General features: G+C 61.8%; 14 protein-coding genes. 3 read left to right on the forward strand and 11 right to left on the reverse strand.

Annotated features, from left to right (window positions below):
- Window positions 1-32: 32 nt before the first annotated feature.
- From ACRWA7_RS25350 to ACRWA7_RS25365, 4 genes are all read right to left on the reverse strand, one after another.
- Window positions 33-1,214, reverse strand: a complete 1,182-nt coding sequence (locus ACRWA7_RS25350; RefSeq protein ID WP_438393012.1) for an acetyl-CoA C-acetyltransferase — start codon at window positions 1,212-1,214, stop codon at window positions 33-35.
- Between the two features lie 226 nt (window positions 1,215-1,440).
- Window positions 1,441-3,423, reverse strand: a complete 1,983-nt coding sequence (locus ACRWA7_RS25355; RefSeq protein ID WP_438393013.1) for a PHA/PHB synthase family protein — start codon at window positions 3,421-3,423, stop codon at window positions 1,441-1,443.
- A gap of 316 nt (window positions 3,424-3,739) precedes the next feature.
- Window positions 3,740-4,609 (reverse strand): peptidoglycan editing factor PgeF, encoded by an 870-nt coding sequence (gene pgeF / locus ACRWA7_RS25360; RefSeq protein ID WP_438393015.1) that lies wholly within the window; start codon window positions 4,607-4,609, stop codon window positions 3,740-3,742.
- A gap of 5 nt (window positions 4,610-4,614) precedes the next feature.
- The gene (locus ACRWA7_RS25365; protein WP_438393017.1) at window positions 4,615-5,853 is read right to left on the reverse strand and encodes an RluA family pseudouridine synthase; all 1,239 of its coding nucleotides are present in this window, start codon (window positions 5,851-5,853) and stop codon (window positions 4,615-4,617) included.
- A 57-nt stretch (window positions 5,854-5,910) separates the two neighbouring features.
- Here ACRWA7_RS25365 and ACRWA7_RS25370 point away from each other — a divergent pair, with 57 nt between their 5' ends.
- The gene (locus tag ACRWA7_RS25370; protein ID WP_438396778.1) at window positions 5,911-6,783 is read left to right on the forward strand and encodes an outer membrane protein assembly factor BamD; all 873 of its coding nucleotides are present in this window, start codon (window positions 5,911-5,913) and stop codon (window positions 6,781-6,783) included.
- A 102-nt stretch (window positions 6,784-6,885) separates the two neighbouring features.
- Here the strand turns inward: ACRWA7_RS25370 and ACRWA7_RS25375 are convergent, their stop codons facing one another.
- The 3 genes from ACRWA7_RS25375 to ACRWA7_RS25385 form a co-directional block, all read right to left on the reverse strand.
- Window positions 6,886-9,108, reverse strand: a complete 2,223-nt coding sequence (locus tag ACRWA7_RS25375) for an ATP-dependent DNA helicase (protein WP_438396779.1) — start codon at window positions 9,106-9,108, stop codon at window positions 6,886-6,888.
- A gap of 109 nt (window positions 9,109-9,217) precedes the next feature.
- A complete protein-coding gene (locus tag ACRWA7_RS25380; protein WP_060856278.1) occupies window positions 9,218-9,436 on the reverse strand; it encodes a DUF465 domain-containing protein in 219 nt (72 codons plus the stop codon).
- 86 nt (window positions 9,437-9,522) lie between these two features.
- Window positions 9,523-10,263, reverse strand: coding sequence for a hypothetical protein (locus ACRWA7_RS25385; protein ID WP_060856279.1), 741 nt, complete (start codon window positions 10,261-10,263; stop codon window positions 9,523-9,525).
- A gap of 206 nt (window positions 10,264-10,469) precedes the next feature.
- On the opposite strand from ACRWA7_RS25385, the gene ACRWA7_RS25390 reads away from it, so the two are divergent.
- Window positions 10,470-10,595, forward strand: a complete 126-nt coding sequence (locus ACRWA7_RS25390) for a hypothetical protein (protein ID WP_279616264.1) — start codon at window positions 10,470-10,472, stop codon at window positions 10,593-10,595.
- 27 nt (window positions 10,596-10,622) lie between these two features.
- Window positions 10,623-12,983, forward strand: coding sequence for a Tex family protein (locus ACRWA7_RS25395; RefSeq protein ID WP_438393018.1), 2,361 nt, complete (start codon window positions 10,623-10,625; stop codon window positions 12,981-12,983).
- Between the two features lie 87 nt (window positions 12,984-13,070).
- On the opposite strand, the gene ACRWA7_RS25400 is transcribed toward ACRWA7_RS25395, so the two are convergent.
- The 4 genes from ACRWA7_RS25400 to ACRWA7_RS25415 all read right to left on the reverse strand — a co-directional run bounded on the left by ACRWA7_RS25400 (window position 13,071) and on the right by ACRWA7_RS25415 (window position 18,506).
- A complete protein-coding gene (locus ACRWA7_RS25400) occupies window positions 13,071-14,963 on the reverse strand; it encodes a potassium transporter Kup (protein ID WP_060856356.1) in 1,893 nt (630 codons plus the stop codon).
- Window positions 14,964-15,191: 228 nt separating this feature from the next.
- Window positions 15,192-15,752, reverse strand: a complete 561-nt coding sequence (locus ACRWA7_RS25405) for a phosphoribosyltransferase (protein ID WP_060856281.1) — start codon at window positions 15,750-15,752, stop codon at window positions 15,192-15,194.
- A gap of 91 nt (window positions 15,753-15,843) precedes the next feature.
- On the reverse strand, window positions 15,844-17,190 hold the full coding sequence (locus tag ACRWA7_RS25410; protein ID WP_438393020.1) for an adenylosuccinate synthase: 1,347 nt from the start codon (window positions 17,188-17,190) through the stop codon (window positions 15,844-15,846).
- Window positions 17,191-17,354: 164 nt separating this feature from the next.
- Window positions 17,355-18,506: an ATP phosphoribosyltransferase regulatory subunit gene (locus ACRWA7_RS25415; protein ID WP_060856283.1), complete on the reverse strand. Its 1,152-nt coding sequence runs from the start codon at window positions 18,504-18,506 to the stop codon at window positions 17,355-17,357.
- Window positions 18,507-18,628: the final 122 nt, after the last annotated feature.

Raw genomic sequence — 18,628 nt, forward strand, 5'->3', positions numbered from 1 at the left:
ACAGCGCGCCGTGCTCGTTCGCACGGTCTCCCTCAAGGGCGCTCGAGTGCGAGCGCCACGCCCATGCCGCCGCCAATGCACAGCGACGCCAGCCCCTTCTTCGCATCCCGTTTTTGCATCTCGTGCAGCAGCGTGACGAGAATCCGGCAACCGGACGCGCCAATCGGATGGCCGATGGCGATGGCGCCGCCGTTCACGTTTATCTTCGATGTATCCCAGCCCATTTGCTGATGCACCGCCAGCGCCTGAGCCGCGAAAGCTTCGTTGATCTCCATCAGGTCGAGGTCGCCCACCGACCAGCCGGCACGTTCGAGACATCGCTTCGATGCCGGCACCGGGCCCATGCCCATCACCTTAGGATCGACGCCCGCGTTCGCGTACGCCTTGATCCGCGCGAGCGGCGTCAGGCCGAGCGCATCGGCTTTCTTCGCCGACATCACGATCACGGCCGCGGCGCCGTCGTTCAATCCGGATGCGTTGGCGGCCGTCACCGTGCCTTCCTTCGAAAACGCCGGTTTGAGCGACGCCAGCGATTCCGCCGTCACGCCGTGACGCACGAATTCGTCGGTGGCGAAGCGCACGGGGTCGCCTTTGCGTTGCGGAATCTCGACAGCCACGATTTCATCGTCGAAACGGCCGGATTTTTGCGCCGCTTCCGCCTTGTTCTGCGACAACGCAGCAAATGCGTCCTGATCCGCGCGCGAAATGCCATATTCCTTCGCGACGTTTTCGGCCGTGACGCCCATGTGGATGGAATTGAACGCATCCCACAGGCCGTCGACGATCATGGAATCGATCAGCTTGGCGTCGCCCATGCGGAAACCGTCGCGCGAACCCGGCAGCACATGCGGCGCCGCGCTCATGTTTTCCTGGCCGCCGGCAACCACGATCTCGGCGTCGCCGGCAATGATCGCGTTCGCCGCGAGCATGACGGCCTTCAGGCCCGAGCCGCACACCTTGTTGATGGTCATGCCGGGCACCGCGTTCGGGAAGCCCGCCTTGATCAGCGCCTGGCGCGCCGGATTCTGGCCGGAACCCGCCGTCAGCACCTGGCCGAGGATCACTTCGCTGATCTGCTCGGGTTTCAGGTTGGCGCGCTCCAGCACCGCGCGCAGCACGACTGCGCCAAGATCAGGCGCGGCGATCTTCGCCAGCGACCCGCCGAATTTGCCGACGGCCGTCCGTGCGGCCGATACGATCACTACGTCTGTCATTTTCAGTTCCCTATGAGTATCGAAAGTAATAGCCGGGTGTGCGCCGGCTCACAACTTGCCGGCTCGATGCATCACGCGATGTGTATCAGGCAATGCGGGCAGCGCTCTCGACCGTATCCGGGTCTTGCGTCATTACCCGCTTACTGTTGACCCGTCGCGGACGAATTGCAATCAGGTCTGGTCCGCATTCGGCCTTCCCGCGCTTGTTCGCCCGCTCCCACGCCGATCACTGATCCCGCTGCAAGACATACCGCCCCGGCGCCGGCTCGATCACCGGGAAATCCTCCGATCCGAGTTCCGGCTTCGGCTTCACTTTCTTGCCGCCGTAACCATCGAGCCACGCGGTCCACGTCGTCCACCAACTGCCCGGATGCTCGGTCGCGCCTTCGAACCAGTCATCGGCCGAGTCAGGCAGGGTTTTGCCGTCCGTGTCCAGCTTCCAGAAACTGCGCTTGTTCTTGGACGGCGGATTGATCACGCCCGCAATATGTCCCGACGCGCCGAGCACGAACGTCTGCGGCCCGGTCAGCAACGGCGCGGACGCGTAAGCCGCCGTCCACGGCACGATGTGATCCTCGCGCGATCCGTACAGGAACGTAGGCACGTCGATCAGCGACAAATCCACCGGTTCGCCGCACGTCGTAAGTTCGCCGGGGTTGCACAGGCGATTTTCCAGATACGTGTTGCGCAGATACCAGACGAACATCGGTCCGGGAAGATTGGTGGAGTCGCTGTTCCAGTAGAGCAGGTCGAACGCCTGCGGCGTGCGGCCCTTCAGGTAGTTGTCCACCACGTAGTTCCACACCAGGTCGTTCGGGCGCAGATACGAGAAGGTGTTCGCAAACTCGACGCCGCGCATGAGACCCACAGGCGCGCCGTCCTGACCGCCGATAGTCTGCTCGCGCATCTTCACGTGCTGTTCATCGATAAACACATCCAGCACGCCCGTGTCCGAGAAATCGAGCATGGCGGTGAGCAAGGTCATGGACGCCGCCGGATGTTCTCCGCGCGCGGCCAGCACGGCCAGCGCGGTCGCGAGCATGGTGCCGCCCACGCAGAAGCCAAGCGTGTTGATCTGCTCGCGCCCGCTGATCTGCTTGACCACATCGATAGGCGTAAGTACGCCTTCGTCGATGTAATCGTCCCACGTCTTGTGCGCGATCGTCGCATCCGCATTACGCCACGAGATCATGAAAACCTGATGGCCGGCGTCGAGCGCATGACCGACGAGCGAGCCTTCCGGCTGCAAGTCCAGGATATAAAACTTGTTGATGCAAGGCGGCACGATCAACAACGGCCGCTCGCGAACCGTCGCGGTATGCGGCGTGTACTGGATCAGTTGCAGCAGGTCGTTTTCGAACACGACCGAGCCTTGCGTGGTGGCGATGTTCTTGCCCACCACGAAACCGGATTCATCGCTTTGCTGGATCTTGCCGCGCTGCATGTCGCCAAGCAGATTCATCATGCCCTTTTGCAGGCTTTCTCCACGGCTTTCGATCAATGCCTTCTGTGCGTCCGGATTCAATGCAATGTAGTTGCTCGGCGACGCCGCGGCCGCCCATTGCTGCACGGCGAAGCGAATCCGTTCGCGCGTCTTGGCGTCGCCTTCGACCGCTTCCGCGAGTTCCTGCAGATACCGCGCGTTCAGCACATACCATGCGGCGGCAAACGCGAAACCGGGCGTGGATTGCCATGCGGTTCCACTAAAGCGCCGGTCCTTCAACGCCGACAAATCGATGCTCTGCGCGCTCGCCTGCTTCATGAGTTCCGTGGCGTCGCGCGAGAAACCGGACTGCAGTTCCTGCAGGCGCTGTGCGGGGATGGCGGCCATCGGGATTTTCGGCATGGCGGGCATGCCGGACACGGGCGGGAACATCGACTGGAGGTTGCCATTGCTGCCGGAAAAACCCGGAAACCCGGCAAAGCCCGGCATCGCGCTCATGGTGGCGAACGGATTTGCAGAAGCCGGCGACCCCTGGCCCGGATTGGCTTGTGCGACAAGCTTTTGCCACAGAGCAGGATCGGCGACCGAGCGCCATGTATTGAGCCACTGCTCGAACATCTTTTGCACGCCGGCGGGATCCGCGCCTGGCATGCCAAACGGAGAGTCCGGTGCAGCATCCGTGGCAGCCTTGGCTTTAGCCGACTGACGTGACGAATCTGGCGACGAACCCGGCGAGGATGAAGAAGACGATCTGGAGGCAGCCATATCCGCGTTTGACCTAAGCGTCCCGAAAGACTGAGTTGCTGAGAGAGGCGTGACGTGGAGCCGCGTCGGGAATCATCGCGAATGAAGTGCCGCGCGCGTGAGCGTCCAACCGCGATGATGTGACCTTGCTTACGCCGTGCGCTTTGTGAAACATTCTTGCTCCACGGTGCAAGGCGTGTCAATGCGTCGCCTTGATTTTGACGCAGTGCGATATTTTTTTCATCATCGTTTTCCCGATGTAATCAAGCGATCGGCCGATGAAATTTGTTGCGCAACATAAATGCCATGCATGCGCTCCGGTGCAGCGCCGCGAAGTTCAATCGGCGAGCCAGATCATCGCGGCCATGCGACCGGTTGTCCGCTCCCGCCTGTACGAATAGAACCGTTCGGCTTCGTTAAACGTGCAGTGCGTTGCGCCGTGCACGTTCTGCGGCAAGACACCCGCCAGTTCCAGCCGCAGACGCGCGAGCGCATAAAGATTGGCAAGGTATTTGCCCTTTTGCTCGCGCGCAACGAACGCGGCGGCCACGGCGTCTTGGTGCGCGGGATCGGCTGCACTCGCGAATGCATCGAGCACATCCTCGCCAACTTCGAAAGCCGCCGGTCCGACCGCCGGTCCAAGCCATGCATGCAGTGTTTCCATGCGGGCGCCGGCGATACGTGCCACTCGCAACGCAGTCTTTTCCACGATACCGCCAGCAAGTCCGCGCCACCCCGCGTGCGCGGCGCCTACCGCGCGGCCGGCGGTATCGCAGAAAAGCACCGGCAGGCAATCCGCCACCATCACCGCGCACACAGCGCCCGCGCGATCGGTCACAACGGCGTCCGCCTTGACCTCCGATGCGGGAGAACCCGCACAGCGGTCGATCACCTCGCCCGCTGCTTCGATATCGACGCCATGCACCTGCGTAAGCCACGCAATAGGCGCCCCCGTCAACTCAACCACGCGGCGGCGGTTTTCAAGCACCGCTTCCGGCGCGTCGCCGGTGTGCAAGCCAAGATTCAAGCCGCCCCGGCCGTTGGCCCCGCCGAACGGCGCCCGGCTCACGCCGCCATTGCGCGTGGTCGCAAGCGCACGCACACGCTTCGATACCGCCGCCGGTCCGACCGACCAGTCAGGCCAGAGACAATCGTCGTGACGAAGCGGCGCGTGGTCCAAAAAAGCGGCGGGGGAAGATTGGCTCATCGCGCTCATTCCTCGTCGTCATCTTCGTCGTATTCAATTGGCTGCGACTCATCCCAGCCGGCGCGCGCCCGGGCGTCGTAGCCCTCTTCCTCGATGAAATCCTCGTCTTCCGGATCGAGATCCGTCGATTCATCCCGGCCAAGCCCGAGTTCCGCCGCCAGCGCTTCAATGTCGTCAGGCACGTCCGCGCGCCAGCTTATGTCGCGCCCCGTGGTCGGGTGAATCAGGCCGAGCCGCCACGCGTGGAGCGCCTGCCGGTTGAAACCATCGGGAAGCGGCTGCACGGAGCGCTTGCCGCGCGCGTGGCCGTAGATCGGGTCGCCCAGCAACGGATGGCGGATATGCGCGCAATGCACGCGAATCTGGTGTGTACGGCCGGTATCGAGATCGCAATGCACGGCGGACACGGGCTGCTGGTTCCACATCGCCCGGTCGATGGTGCGGTAATGCGTGCGGGCGTATTTCCCCGACGCGCTCTCGACCACCGCCATGCGCGTGCGGTCGCGCGGATCGCGGCCGATGGGCGCGTCGATCGTGCCCTCGTCCGGCATCGTTCCCCACACCAGCGCGACGTAGCGGCGCTTCACCGTGCGCGCCTGCAACTGGCGCGTGAGGATGGTTTGCGCCTCGAGCGTGCGGGCAACGACCATGAGTCCGGAAGTCTCCTTGTCCAGCCGATGCACGATACCCGCGCGCGGCAAGCCAGCGGCGGCGTCGCCATATCGGTAAAGCAGGCCGTTGAGCAGCGTACCGCTCCAGTTGCCCGCGGCCGGATGCACGACCATGCCGGCCGGCTTGTTGATGACCACGAGCGCGTCGTCTTCATAAACGATGTCGAGCGGCACCGGTTCCGGCGTGAACGCAAGCTGCTCGGGCAGGAGATCGGGAATCAGCGTGATCGTGGCGCCCAGAGGCACAGGCTGACGGACCTTGGCCGGCGCGCCGTCGACCTGTACGCGCTGTGCGTCGATCCACGTCTGCAGGCGGCTGCGCGAGAATTCCGGGAACAGGCGCGCCATGACCTTGTCGAGGCGCTCGCCGGCGTACTCGTCCGGCACAGCAATCGTTCGCGGCGTTTCGGCATCGGCGCGGCGCGCGTGCAGGTTGGTAGAAACAGGCGCATCGGGCGTCTGCGTTTCACGCTCCAATGCGGTCAAATCGTCCGGACGTGCGTCGTCGGCCGATGTGCTTGGGCTATAATCTTTGCTGCGATCTTTGGTACGACTTGTACTTGAGCGGGTCATTTAGACTGAAAGCTGGGAATTAGCCAGAAAGGCATGAGCTAGAAAATGCAAGCACTGATGCGAGCCGTGAATCAAGCTTTGAAAACCGTTTTGAACCCTGTGCGCCGGTTGATCAGGCTATCGTCGAATTCGTCTGTCAGGGTTGCGGCGCTGGCTGCGGGTGCCGTTTTTGTCGCGGGCTGTCATGGTTTGCCCGAGAAAACCGACGAAACGGCAACGTGGAATAACGGCAAATTATACTCGGAGGCGCAGGATGCGCTGACCGGCGGCGACTTTGGCAAATGCGCGAAGTACTTCGAAGGCCTCGAAGGCCGCGACCCGTTCGGACATTTTGCGCAACAGGCGCAGATCAACGTTGCATATTGCAACTGGAAAGACGGTGAAACCGCATCGGCCGACGCCGCCATTGACCGCTTCATCAAGCTGCACCCGGATCATCCGGACATTGCCTACGCGTATTACCTGAAGGGCATGATCCACTTCAACGACGACCTCGGTCTGTTCGGCCGCTTCTCCGGTCAGGACATGAGCGAGCGCGATCCGAAGTCGCTGCGCGAATCGTACGATGCGTTCAAGGTCGTGGTCGACCGTTATCCGCAAAGCAAGTACGCGCCGGATGCGGCGCAGCGCATGCGCTATATCGTGAACGCACTTGCTTCGCATGAGGTTCATGCTGCCGATTATTACTATCGGCGTGGTGCTTATGTGGCCGCGATCAATCGCGCGCAACTGGCCATTCGCGAATACAGGAATGCGCCCGCTACCGAAGATGCATTGCATATCATGATGCTGTCGTATGGAAAGCTGGACCAGCCGCAACTGGAAGGCGACACGAAGCGCGTGCTGGCCGCCACGTTCCCGGACAGCCCGTATATCACCGGCAAGTCACGGCCGGGCAAGGAAAACAAGTCCTGGTGGCAGATCTGGTAAGCACGTTGATGCGTTGATCGTAGAAATTAAAAACCCGGCTTTTGAAAGCCGGGTTTTTTGTTATGTGCGCGTCTGAATCGAAGCGTTTTGCCTGCGTTTTGCCTATTCGCCTGCTTGCGCTATCGCCGTTTCAGGATCAGTGAAGAATGCGCGCACCACTTCTATTTCCCGTGTGCGCTTGAACGGCGGCAGGCTTTGCCAGATACGCCGGCCATAAGGTTTATCGACGAGACGGGTATCGCAGATCATCAGCACGCCGCGATCCGTTTCCGCGCGGATCAGTCGCCCCGCGCCCTGCTTGAGCGTGATCACCGCCTGCGGCAACTGATGCACGGCAAACGGACTCAAGCCTTTCTTCGTCAGCGCATCCAGTCTCGCCGACAGCACCGGATCGTCGGGCGGCGCAAACGGCAGCTTGTCGATGACCACCAGCGACAGCGCGTCGCCGCGCACGTCCACGCCCTCCCAGAAACTCTGGCTGCCGACCAGGATCGCATTGCCATAAGAACGGAAACGGTCGAGCAATTCGGTGCGGCTCGCGTCGCCTTGAACCAGCAGCGGATAATCCCAGCCGCGCCGCTCGATTGTGTCGCGCAAGCGGTTCGCAATACGATCGACGGCGCGTAGCGTGGTACACAGGAAAAACACGCCACCCTTCGATGCCTCGATGACAGGCAAGGCAGCGTCGAATACGGCGTCGGTGAAATTCGGCGACGACGGTTGCGGCAAGTTGCGCGGCACGTACAGCAAGCCTTGCGCTGGGTAATCGAAGGGACTGGGCAGCGTCATGGAGCGCCGCGCGTTCAGGCCCATTTGCGCGGCGTAATGCGTGAAGTCGCCACGCACGGATAACGTCGCCGAGGTGAAGATCCACGCACGCGGCACGCCCGCGCGCTGCTTCGAAAAAATCGGCGCAACGGACAGCGGCGTTTCATGCAACTGGACCGTGTGCGAGAACACCTCGATCCATCGGACCATTTCGTTTGGATCGGCCTTCGTGGCGGCGTCTTTTTCCTGCGCGACCGCTTTTTCAACAGGCGTAGGCGGCGCGGTCCAGCCGCCCAGCAAACCCTGCAGTTCGCGAGCGCGCCGCTGCAACGCACCCAGAGATTCCGCCCGTTCAGCATGAGCGTTCAGCGCTGCCGTGAGCGCATCGAGATGCGCTTCGAGCGTGTCGAGGGCCTCGAACAAAGGATGATTGTCGGCGAGCTGGCCGAGCGACATGCGCACCGAGTCTTCCTTGAACGCAAGCCGCACATCGCGCGCCGCGCGTTCCAGCGCCGCGCCGAGTTTGGTCCAGTCGGAGAAATCGCGCGCGTGGCTCAGGCCTTCGGCGACCGCGTCGCGTGCCAGTTCGAGAAACTGCGTGGTGGAAACGGTCTCGCCGAAAAAGAGCGTCGCCGTTTCGGGAAGCTGGTGCGCTTCGTCGAAGATGATGGTGTTCGCGGTCGGCAGCAACTCGGCCATGCCGGTGTCGCGGAGCATGACATCGGCGAAAAAGAGGTGGTGATTCACCACCACGATGTCAGCCTGCTGCGCCTCGCGCCGCGCCTGCATCACGAAGCATTCCTTGTACTGCGGGCATTCCTGGCCAAGACAATTGTCGCGCGTGGACGTGACCATTGGCCAGACCGGCGAATTCTCGGGCACGCTTGCAAGTTCAGCTTTGTCGCCGGTGCGCGTGATCTTCGCGAAGCGGATGATCTCCTGCAAATGCGCCGTGTCCTGGCGCGTCGGCAAGCGGCCGTTATCAGCGGTGCGCTGCAGGTAGTAATGGCATAGATAATTCGCGCGGCCTTTGAGCATCGCAACGGAAACCGGCACCGCGAGCGCGTCGCGCACAGTCGGAATGTCGCGCTGGAAAAGCTGGTCCTGCAAATGCTTGGTGCCGGTCGAGACGATCACCTTGCCGCCCCATAACATGGCCGGCACGAGATACGCGAAGGTCTTGCCCGTCCCTGTCCCGGCTTCCACGATCAACGTGTTCTCGCCGCCATCCACGCCCGTGGAGGCGGTCGCAAGGCCTACCTCGTCCCCGTTTTCCTCGACGGCCACTGGCGCATCCGAAGGACCCAGCTTGCGCGCGGGACGGCGTTGTGCGTCGAACATGGCGGGTTCGGGCATGGCGCGGCCGGACGCTTCCATTGCGGCCGCGACTGCGCGCGCCATGTCGATTTGCGACGCGCGCGAGCGATAACCATCGATTTGACGCGCCAGCAAGCCCTCGGCAGCAAAAATCGCGTCGAGTTCGGTGCGGCGTTTGGCGCCAAGCGTGAGCGAAAGCGATGTGTCGGCGACACCCGCTTTCGCGTCCGGCTTCAGCACGGATTCCGCGTTGTCTGTCACGGCGTTGTCGGGCGAATTCAAAGGGAAGGTTCCTGCTTTGTAGCGTGGGTGTCTTGCCGCGCGCGCCGCTGAAGTGCGTGACGCCGTTTCAGCGCGCGTCCGGTTCCAACTGTAACTGCAGCAGGATGATCGTGTCCTTGACCTTGAGCTTGCGCTTTTTCAGGCGCCTGATTTCCAGCTCGTTGATGCCCGGCACATCCGCCATCTTGCCAATCAGGCTGTCGAGGCCATGATGCTCCGCCTGCAACTGCCCGATACGCTCGCGGATCGTACCCGTGTCCACTGCTGCTGCAGGATATGCGTGCATGTTCGGCTCCTCTCGTCGCGGCGAACCGCTCGGAATCACTGGCGGCATCGCCCGAGGTTGCTGTCCACATTCCGACCTTCGTCAGCTTACTTCGGCTGTTGCTGCTGCTTGAGTTGCTCCTGATGCGCGCGATCCGCGGCTTCCTGCTGCGCGCGCTGCTGCTGTTTGACAGCCGCTTCCTTCTGCCGTGCCTGAACTTCCGCCTGGTGCTCGGCGGCGTCGCGCTGCTTCGCTTCGAAGCGCGCGGCCTTCTCGTCGCGATTGCGTGCGTCCTGCACGCCGCGCGCGGCGGCATCGTCGAGTTTCTTCTGGTAATCCGCCTGCTTGCGGTCGTAATCCGCCTGGTTCTGCGCACGCTGCGGTGCTTCGGCTTTACGCTGCGCTTCGGACAGTGCGTTCTGGCGCTGCTTTTCAGCGAACGATTCCGCGCTCGCCTTTTCACTCGCCGCGCGCTGCGGCGCTTCCGCTTCGTATTGCGCGCGCTTGATCGCAGTCTGCTGGTCGCGCTGCTGTGCGTGTTGCAAGCGTTGTTCGTCGTCTAGCGCGAGCTGCTCCTTGCGGATCTGCTGGCTCACATCGCGTTTCTCCGCCCGGGCGGCATTGAGGCAATGATTGACGAAAAAGTTGCTGTAACAGTCGTGCTGCTTGACCGCATATCGATAGTTGTTTTCCTCGCTGCGCACGTCCAGCGCTTTTTGACGCGCGCCGAAACCGTTCGTGTCCGCGTCCGCTGCATTGGCGGCATTCGCACCGGTCGCGCTGGCGTTGTCAAGCGGCGATTCCGTCACCGAGGTGCCCGGATTGATAGGCTTCGGCGTCTGCGCCATGGCTCCGTGCACAAAACCCGCGCACGCCAGCACGGCCACCACGGCACCAAGTGAACGAAGCCATCGCGAGTAGGAGCGCGCAACGTGACGCGTGTGACGCGCGGCCAACGAATCGACTGGAGCAGTCGGCAAAACGGACAAAGGGCGGGAGGTCGGCAACGTGGTGGCCAGCGTGTTGAACAATGTATTGAAATGCAGCTTCTACGATGGCGAAATTCTATCACCGCGCGCCGGAGGCCTCCGGCATTTATGGCAAAATGCCCCGCTTCACCAACCCGGCAAACGTGTTCGCGCGGATTCAAGTGAAATGCGCGGCGCGCGAAAGCCCCTGATGAGCCAGCAGGCAGACGCAGACACCCATGACGGAAACCGTAGCACTCAAGATTGTCCAGCGCATCGCCACCGAGTTGAACGTGCAGCCGCGCCAGGTCGCCGCCACCGTGCAACTTCTCGACGAAGGGTCCACCGTTCCGTTTATCGCCCGTTATAGAAAGGAAGTGACAGGCAATCTCGACGACACGCAATTGCGCACGCTCGAGGAACGGCTCGTTTATCTTCGCGAACTCGAGGACCGGCGCGCGGCGATTGTCCTGAGCATCGACGAACAAGGCAAGCTCACGCCCGAACTGCGCGCCGCCATTGAAGGCGCCGACAGCAAGCAGGTGCTCGAGGACCTGTATCTCCCGTATAAGCCGAAGCGCCGCACCCGCGCGATGATCGCCCGCGAAGCCGGCCTGCAGCCGCTTGCGGACGCCCTCCTCGCCGACCCGAAGCTCGATCCGCAAACGGAAGCCGCGCGTTATGTGGATACGGAAAAAGGCGTCGCCGATACCAAGGCCGCGCTCGATGGCGCCCGCGACATTCTTTCGGAGCAATTTGGCGAAACCGCGGAGATTCTCGGCAAGGTGCGCGAATATCTGTTCAAGCAGGGCAGCGTGATATCGACCGTGGTCGAAGGCAAGGAAACCGAAGAAGGCGAGAAATTCCGCGATTATTACGATTACTCAGAAACCATTCGCACGGTGCCGTCGCATCGCGCGCTGGCGCTGTTTCGCGGTCGCAATGCGGGCATTCTGTCCGTCAAGCTGGGATTGGGCGGAGAACTCGACGCACAAGTGCCGCACCCGGGCGAGACGCTGATCGCGAACCACGTAGGCATCGCCAATCAAGGCCGCCCCGCCGACAAATGGCTGGCCGACGTCTGCCGCTGGTGCTGGCGCGTGAAGGTGCAGCCGAATATTGAAAACGATCTGCTCACGAACCTGCGCGAAGAAGCCGAAGGCGAAGCAATCCGTGTGTTCGCGCGCAACCTGAAAGATCTTTTGCTGGCGGCGCCGGCGGGTCCGAAAGCGGTGATCGGACTCGATCCGGGCATGCGCACGGGCGTGAAAGTGGCGGTCGTGGATCGCACCGGCAAGCTGCTTGCAACCGATGTCATCTACCCGCACGAACCGCGACGCGACTGGGACGGCTCGCTTGCCAAGCTCGCGCGCATCGCGGCGCAAACGCAAGCCGAACTGATCAGCATTGGCAACGGCACCGCGTCGCGCGAAACGGACAAGCTCGCGAGCGAATTAATTGCGAAACACCCCGAGTTGAAGTTGCAGAAGATCGTGGTGTCGGAAGCAGGTGCATCGATTTATTCGGCATCCGAACTGGCATCGAAGGAATTTCCCGATCTCGACGTGACCTTGCGCGGCGCTGTTTCCATCGCGCGGCGGCTGCAGGATCCGCTCGCCGAACTCGTCAAGATCGACCCCAAAGCGATCGGCGTGGGCCAGTATCAGCACGACGTGAATCAGCGCGAACTCGCGCGCTCGCTGGACGCCGTGGTCGAGGATTGCGTGAACGCGGTCGGCGTGGATGCGAATACGGCATCGGTCGCGCTGCTGGCGCGGGTCTCGGGATTGAATGCGACATTGGCACGCAATATCGTCGATTTCCGCGATACCAATGGTCCCTTCGCGTCGCGCGACCAGTTGAAGAAAGTCCCCCGTCTCGGCGATAAAACCTTCGAGCAGGCCGCTGGTTTTTTGCGCATCAATAACGGCGTGAATCCGCTGGATCGTTCTTCGGTGCACCCGGAGGCGTATCCGGTCGTCGAGCGAATCCTGGCGAAGATCAAGAAGCACGCCGCCGATGTCATGGGCAAGCGCGAAGCTTTATCGGGTCTGTCGCCAGCGGATTTCGTCGATGAGCGTTTTGGTCTTCCCACCATCCGCGACATTCTGGCCGAGCTCGAAAAGCCGGGCCGGGATCCACGTCCCGAGTTCAAGACGGCCACGTTCCGCGAAGGCGTCGAAAAACTTTCTGATCTGACGCCGGGGATGATCCTGGAAGGCGTGGTCACGAACGTGGCGGCGTTTGGCGCGTTTATCGACATTGGCGTGCATCAGGACGGACTCGTGCATGTGTCGGCGATGTCGACCAAGTTCATCAAGGACCCGCACGAAGTCGTGAAGGCGGGTCAGGTTGTGAAGGTGAAAGTGCTGGAAACCGATGTGAAGCGCCAGCGCATCGCGCTGACCATGCGTCTTGACGACGACTTCACGCCTGAAGGCGCTTCGCCGCAGCAACAGCAACGCGGCGGGCAGGATCGTCGGGGCGGTGGTGGCAGCGCTCGCGATGTACGGGGCAACAGCAATGGCAACGGCGGCGGCCGTCGCGAGCCGGAAGCGGCAAGCGCAATGGCGGCGGCATTCGCGAAACTGAAGAAATAATCCGCCACGAATCGGCAAGGCAGAAACAAGAACGGCCCATCGAAAGATGGGCCGTTTCTTTTCATCGATCAGTCAACAACACAGCGCTCAAATCTCGATCTTCGTTCCAAGCTCGACCACGCGGTTCGCCGGAATGCTGAAGAAGTCCGTGGGCTTCGCGGCGTTCTGGTGCATCCACGCAAACACGCGCTCGCGCCACACCGACATGCCCGGCAACTGCGTCGGCACGACTGTCTCGCGCGCCATGAAGAACGACGTGTCCATGAGCTCGAACGTCATGTCGTGCGTGCGCCCGATTTCGTGCAAAACGGCTTTCACATCCGGCGTTTCATTGAACCCATACTGAGCTTTTACGAGGAACAACCCGCCGCCCGCGTCCTTTACTTCCACGCGCGTGCTGTCGTCCACATACGGGACATCGCGCGTCGCGAAATTCAGGAAAATCGTTCGCTCGTGCAGGACCTTGTTGTGTTTCAGGTTATGCAACAAGCTCACTGGCACAAGCGAATCGCTGCCGGTCAGGTAGATCGCCGTGCCGGATACGCGATGCGGCGGGTGCGCAAGCAGGCCCTGCAGAAACGGCATGAGCGGAATACCATCGGCGGCTGTCCGGTCCTTGACGATCATGCGGCCCTTGAACCACGTCATCAGCAGGAAGAACAATACGCCGCCGATACCCAGCGGCAGCCAGCCGCCCTGCTCGATCTTGAGCAGGCTCGCGCCGAAGAATCCGACATCGATAATAAAAAACACGCTGATGATTCCGCCCACCAGGAACTTGTTCCAGCCCCACAGTTTGGTCATCACGACCGACGCAAGAATGGTCGTGACCAGCATGGTCGCCGTAACGGCAAGCCCATATGCCGCCGCGAGATTCTCCGAGCTCTTGAAGCCAATCACGATGCACAGGATGATGAACAACAGCATCCAGTTCACGACCGGAATATAGATCTGCCCGATGGCCAGATCCGAGGTATGCAGAATCTTCATGCGCGGCACGTAACCCAGCTGAATGGCCTGGCTCGTCAGCGAATACGCGCCCGAAATCACGGCTTGCGACGCGATCACAGTCGCGATGGTCGACAAGATCACAAGCGGCAGCAGCGCCCAGTCAGGCGCCATCAGGAAGAACGGGCTTTCGCGCGCTTCGGGCGAGTGCATCAGGAGCGCGCCCTGGCCGAAATAGTTGAGCAGCAGCGAGGGCATGACGAGGCCGTACCAGCCGTATCGGATTGGCTTGGCGCCAAAGTGGCCCATGTCGGCATAGAGTGCCTCGGCGCCGGTCAGCACCAGCACGACCGAACCCAACACAATATACGCCTGCAACACATGCGCCTGCATGAACGAAAACGCGTAATACGGATTCAGCGCGACCAGCACGCGCGGCATTTGCACGATATGAAACACGCCCATTACGGCAAGCGTGACGAACCACACGAGCATGATCGGGCCGAACAGCTTGCCCACCACCGACGTGCCGCGCCGCTGAATCCAGAACAGCATCACGAGAATGACGATGGTGATCGGGATCACGTAATTCGCGAGCTTCGGCGAGGCGATTTCCAGCCCTTCCACCGCCGAAATCACCGACATTGCAGGCGTAATCACCGCGTCGCCGTAGAACATGCAGGCGCCGAAGATGCCGAGCATCATCAGCACGCCGGTCGCCCGGCCAGATTCTTTCAGCGTGCGCAACGCCAGCGTCATGAGCGCGAGCACGCCGCCTTCGCCGTTATTGTCCGCGCGCATGACGAAAAGCACATATTTGATGCCCACCACGATCACGATCGCCCAGAACAGCAGCGAAATAACCCCAAGGATGGCAGCTTCATTGAGCTCGATGCCGTGTGATTTGCTGAACGCCTCTTTCAGGGCATAGAGCGGGCTCGTACCAATGTCGCCGAACACTACGCCAATAGCGGCGAGCGCCAGGGCAGGCAACGGTTGTTTGCGCTCGTGCGCGTGGGTCATTGTTGTCATAAACGCGGGGGAGCCGTCCTGATCGGAAAAAACGAACGCCATTCTAACGCCGGGCCTGCTGTCCCACCGTCGTGTTGTGATACCGCGACGACCATGAAGATGAAGCGATTTGACATTGCGGTGAAGTCACTAAGATGCATGGGCGATGATCGTGAAAATGCCGTCCGAGCATGCTAACAGGCTATCGAACGGCATTTTGATTTTGGTGCAGAAAGGGAAGTGGAAGAATCAGTTGCGCTCGTCGTGCAGGCCGCGCTTGATCCACGCACCGAGGTTGTGCGGCCGGACCGTGTCCCACTCCTCGAACGGCTGATGAATCCACGGATTCGTTTCAAGAAACTGAACGTAATAGTCGGGCTTGACCTTGGAACAGCCTTTGTACCAGAGCACGGCCGAGCGTACCGCCGTCACCGCGGGATAACGCTCCTTCAAATGCTGCTGAACGCGCGAAAGCGTGACCCCCGAATCGACCAGATCGTCGACCAGCAGCACGTTACCGGACAACTCGCCTCGCGTCATCGTGATGTATTGACCGATATCGAGCGCGCCCTGCTCCGTGCCCGCCGCCTCACGGTAGGAACTCGTCGCCAGGATGGCGAGCGGCAGATCGTAGATGCGCGAAAGCTGGTCGCCCACGCGCAGTCCGCCACGCGCCAGACACAGGATATTGTCGAACTTCCAGCCCGAGTCGTGCACCGAAAGCGCCAGCAACTCGATCAGGCGGTGATATTCGTCCCAGCCCACCCAAAGGTTGCGGTCGTCGTTGCGCGGGTCTTTCATCGCGATCATGGTCAATGTTCTATGAATACGTAAAGCGGTTGAAAATGCAAAGTGGCCGCACATTCGCGGCCACTTGGGTCTTGGCTAGACGCTCAAGGTCTTAAACCTTGAACGGATGACGCAGCAGGATGGTCTCGTCGCGGTCCGGACCTGTCGACACCATGTCGATAGGCACGCCCGCCACTTCCTGCACCCGCGACAGATATTTGCGCGCGGTTTCCGGCAAGCTGTCCCATTGCGTAATGCCGATGGTGCTTTCCTTCCAGCCGCCAAACGTCTCGTACACCGGCTCGCAACGCGCCACTTCCGACGCGCCGCGCGGCAGGATGTCGACGTCCTTGCCTTCGAGCTTGTAGCCCACGCACAGCTTCACTTCGTCCAGTCCGTCCAGCACGTCGAGCTTGGTCATGCACAGGCCCGAGATGCCGTTGATCTGGATGGAACGGCGCAGCGCGGCGGCGTCGAGCCAGCCGGTGCGGCGCGGACGCCCCGTGACCGAGCCGAACTCCTTGCCAACCGTCGCAAGCGTCAGGCCGATCTGTTCCTGACGATGTATGTTGTCCGCATCGTACAACTCGCTCGGGAACGGTCCTGCGCCCACGCGCGTGCAGTACGCTTTCGTGATGCCGAGAATGTAATTGAGCTTCTGCGGACCCACGCCCGCGCCCGCCGTTGCAGCGCCCGCCACGCAATTGCTCGACGTGACATACGGATACGTGCCGTGGTCGATGTCGAGCAGCGTGCCTTGCGCACCTTCGAACAACAGGTTGCGGCCAGCGTGGTTTTCGTCGTAAAGACGGCGCGAAACGTCCGTCACCATGGGCGCGAGGCGCTCGGCATAGCCGAACATGGTGTCGAGCGTTTCCTGATAGTCCACGGCGGCCGCGCCGAGGTAACCGGTCAGCACGAAGTTATGGAAGTCCAGTGTTTCGCGCAGGCGTTCGGCAAACACTTCACGGTCGTACAGGTCCTGCACACGCAGTCCGCGGCGGCCGACCTTGTCTTCATACGCCGGACCAATGCCGCGTCCTGTCGTGCCGATCTTCGCCGCGCCGCGACGCGCTTCGCGCGCCTGGTCAATGGCAATGTGATACGGAAGGATCAGGTTGGCGGCTTCGGAAATGAACAGGCGCTTCTGGACGTCGACACCGACCGCTTCCAGTTCGCCGATTTCCTTGAACAGCGCTTCCGGCGACAAGACCACGCCATTGCCAATGTAGCAAGCCGTGCCGGCGCGCATGATGCCCGACGGAATCAGGCGGAGGATGGTCTTCTTGCCGCCGATAATCAGCGTATGGCCGGCGTTGTGACCGCCCTGGAAGCGCACGACGCCCTGGGCGTGGTCCGTCAACCAGTCGACGATCTTGCCCTTGCCCTCATCACCCCACTGGGTGCCGACCACGACGACGTTGCGCCCCGGGTTCACATTCACTGCGCTGGCAGACATGTCAATTTGATAGCTGGTTAAAAAAGCATTTTACCTATGTTCGCCGAAGGTTCCGAGTTTTTCCCGGTATTTGCGAACGCTTATCGACTTTGTGTCGATTGGATGAGGCTGGAGTCTTGTCTGACGCTTGCCGCCCTGAATCGCGTAGGCAAACGCCGGAGCCGCTAGGAACGGGCCTCGACGACCCATTTCCCGTCGCGCTCGACCAGCACGCGGTCGAATGCGAACTCGTCGAGATCATGGTCGTGTCCAGGCAACGCCTGGATCACCACTTCGCCAGCATCGCGCAGTTGCGCAACCGCGGCGCGCAGCGGTTCGTCGTGATTCCAGGGCGCGAGCACCGCACTGCCGCGGGCGTCGATTGGAGAAATGCGCGCAACTTCGCGCAGGTCCAGCGAGAAACCCGTCGCCGGACGCGCGCGTCCGTAGGCGAGGCCCACGTCGTCGTAACGCCCGCCGCGCGCCACCGCGTTCGGCACGCCGTCCACATAAGCCGAGAACATCACGCCGCTGTGATACGCATAGCCGCGAAGATCGGCGAGATCGATCATCAGTTCGGCGCCATTGGCCTGATGCGCGAGGAACGCGAGGTCATCGAGCGCGCGGGAAATCGCCGGCAGGTTCGGCAGTCGGGCGCGCGCGTCTTCGAGCACCGACGCATCGCCGTACAGCGACGGCAACGCGCGCAGGGCGTCGCGGGTGACATCGCCGAGCTTCGCCGTCAATTCGTTCAGGCGCGGCACGTCTTTGGCCGCGAGCGCGGCGTAGAGCGATTCGCCAAGCGCGGCCGCAGCCGGTTCCAGTTCGAGCAAAGCCCGCAGAACACCCGAATGGCACAAGTCAAGGCGCACTTTGTTCAGGCCGCTCAGATGCAGCGAATCGAGCATCAACTGCTGGATCTCGAGATCCGCCTCAAGACCCGCATGACCGTAAATTTCCGCGCCAATCTGAATCTGCTCGCGCGTCGCATGCAAGCCGCGCGGCCGCGTATGCAGCACGTTGCCCGCATAGCAAAGGCGCGTCACGCCTTGCCGGTTGAGCAAATGCGCATCGATACGCGATACCTGCGGCGTAATGTCAGCGCGCATGCCGAGCGTGCGTCCGGACAACTGGTCGACAAGCTTGAACGTGCGCAGGTCCAGGTCGCGGCCGCCGCCCGTCAACAGTGACTCGATGTACTCAAGCATCGGCGGCATTACGAGCTCGTAGCCATACGAACGAAAACGGTCGAGCAGCCGGCGGCGCAATTCTTCGATCTTGCGCGCCTCGGACGGCAAGACGTCGGCAATATTCTCAGGGAGTAACCAGGTGGACATCGGGGCGTTTCCTAAGGAACGTTTTTGAGCGCGGCGGTGCGGGTGGACGTGGCATCGCCGGTCGGTCAGGATAATCTTTTGATCTGCGGGCGGCTACTGGCGGTTTCGGGCCGGCTCGCCCG

It is taken from the genome of Caballeronia sp. DA-9, from assembly GCF_051615025.1.
Classification (GTDB): Bacteria; Pseudomonadota; Gammaproteobacteria; order Burkholderiales; family Burkholderiaceae; genus Caballeronia; species Caballeronia sordidicola.

What these genes read in the sequence shown, in the direction of transcription:
- ACRWA7_RS25350 (WP_438393012.1), bottom strand. Translation starts at nt 1,214, where the DNA reads ATGACAGACGTAGTGATCGTATCGGCCGCACGGACGGCCGTCGGCAAA.
- ACRWA7_RS25405 (WP_060856281.1), bottom strand. Translation starts at nt 15,752, where the DNA reads ATGATCGCGATGAAAGACCCGCGCAACGACGACCGCAACCTTTGGGTG.
- ACRWA7_RS25365 (WP_438393017.1), bottom strand. Translation starts at nt 5,853, where the DNA reads ATGACCCGCTCAAGTACAAGTCGTACCAAAGATCGCAGCAAAGATTAT.
- ACRWA7_RS25370 (WP_438396778.1), top strand. Translation starts at nt 5,911, where the DNA reads ATGCGAGCCGTGAATCAAGCTTTGAAAACCGTTTTGAACCCTGTGCGC.
- ACRWA7_RS25355 (WP_438393013.1), bottom strand. Translation starts at nt 3,423, where the DNA reads ATGGCTGCCTCCAGATCGTCTTCTTCATCCTCGCCGGGTTCGTCGCCA.
- ACRWA7_RS25385 (WP_060856279.1), bottom strand. Translation starts at nt 10,263, where the DNA reads ATGGCGCAGACGCCGAAGCCTATCAATCCGGGCACCTCGGTGACGGAA.
- ACRWA7_RS25395 (WP_438393018.1), top strand. Translation starts at nt 10,623, where the DNA reads ATGACGGAAACCGTAGCACTCAAGATTGTCCAGCGCATCGCCACCGAG.
- ACRWA7_RS25390 (WP_279616264.1), top strand. Translation starts at nt 10,470, where the DNA reads ATGGCGAAATTCTATCACCGCGCGCCGGAGGCCTCCGGCATTTATGGC.
- ACRWA7_RS25400 (WP_060856356.1), bottom strand. Translation starts at nt 14,963, where the DNA reads ATGACAACAATGACCCACGCGCACGAGCGCAAACAACCGTTGCCTGCC.
- ACRWA7_RS25380 (WP_060856278.1), bottom strand. Translation starts at nt 9,436, where the DNA reads ATGCACGCATATCCTGCAGCAGCAGTGGACACGGGTACGATCCGCGAG.
- ACRWA7_RS25410 (WP_438393020.1), bottom strand. Translation starts at nt 17,190, where the DNA reads ATGTCTGCCAGCGCAGTGAATGTGAACCCGGGGCGCAACGTCGTCGTG.
- pgeF (WP_438393015.1), bottom strand. Translation starts at nt 4,609, where the DNA reads ATGAGCCAATCTTCCCCCGCCGCTTTTTTGGACCACGCGCCGCTTCGT.
- ACRWA7_RS25415 (WP_060856283.1), bottom strand. Translation starts at nt 18,506, where the DNA reads ATGTCCACCTGGTTACTCCCTGAGAATATTGCCGACGTCTTGCCGTCC.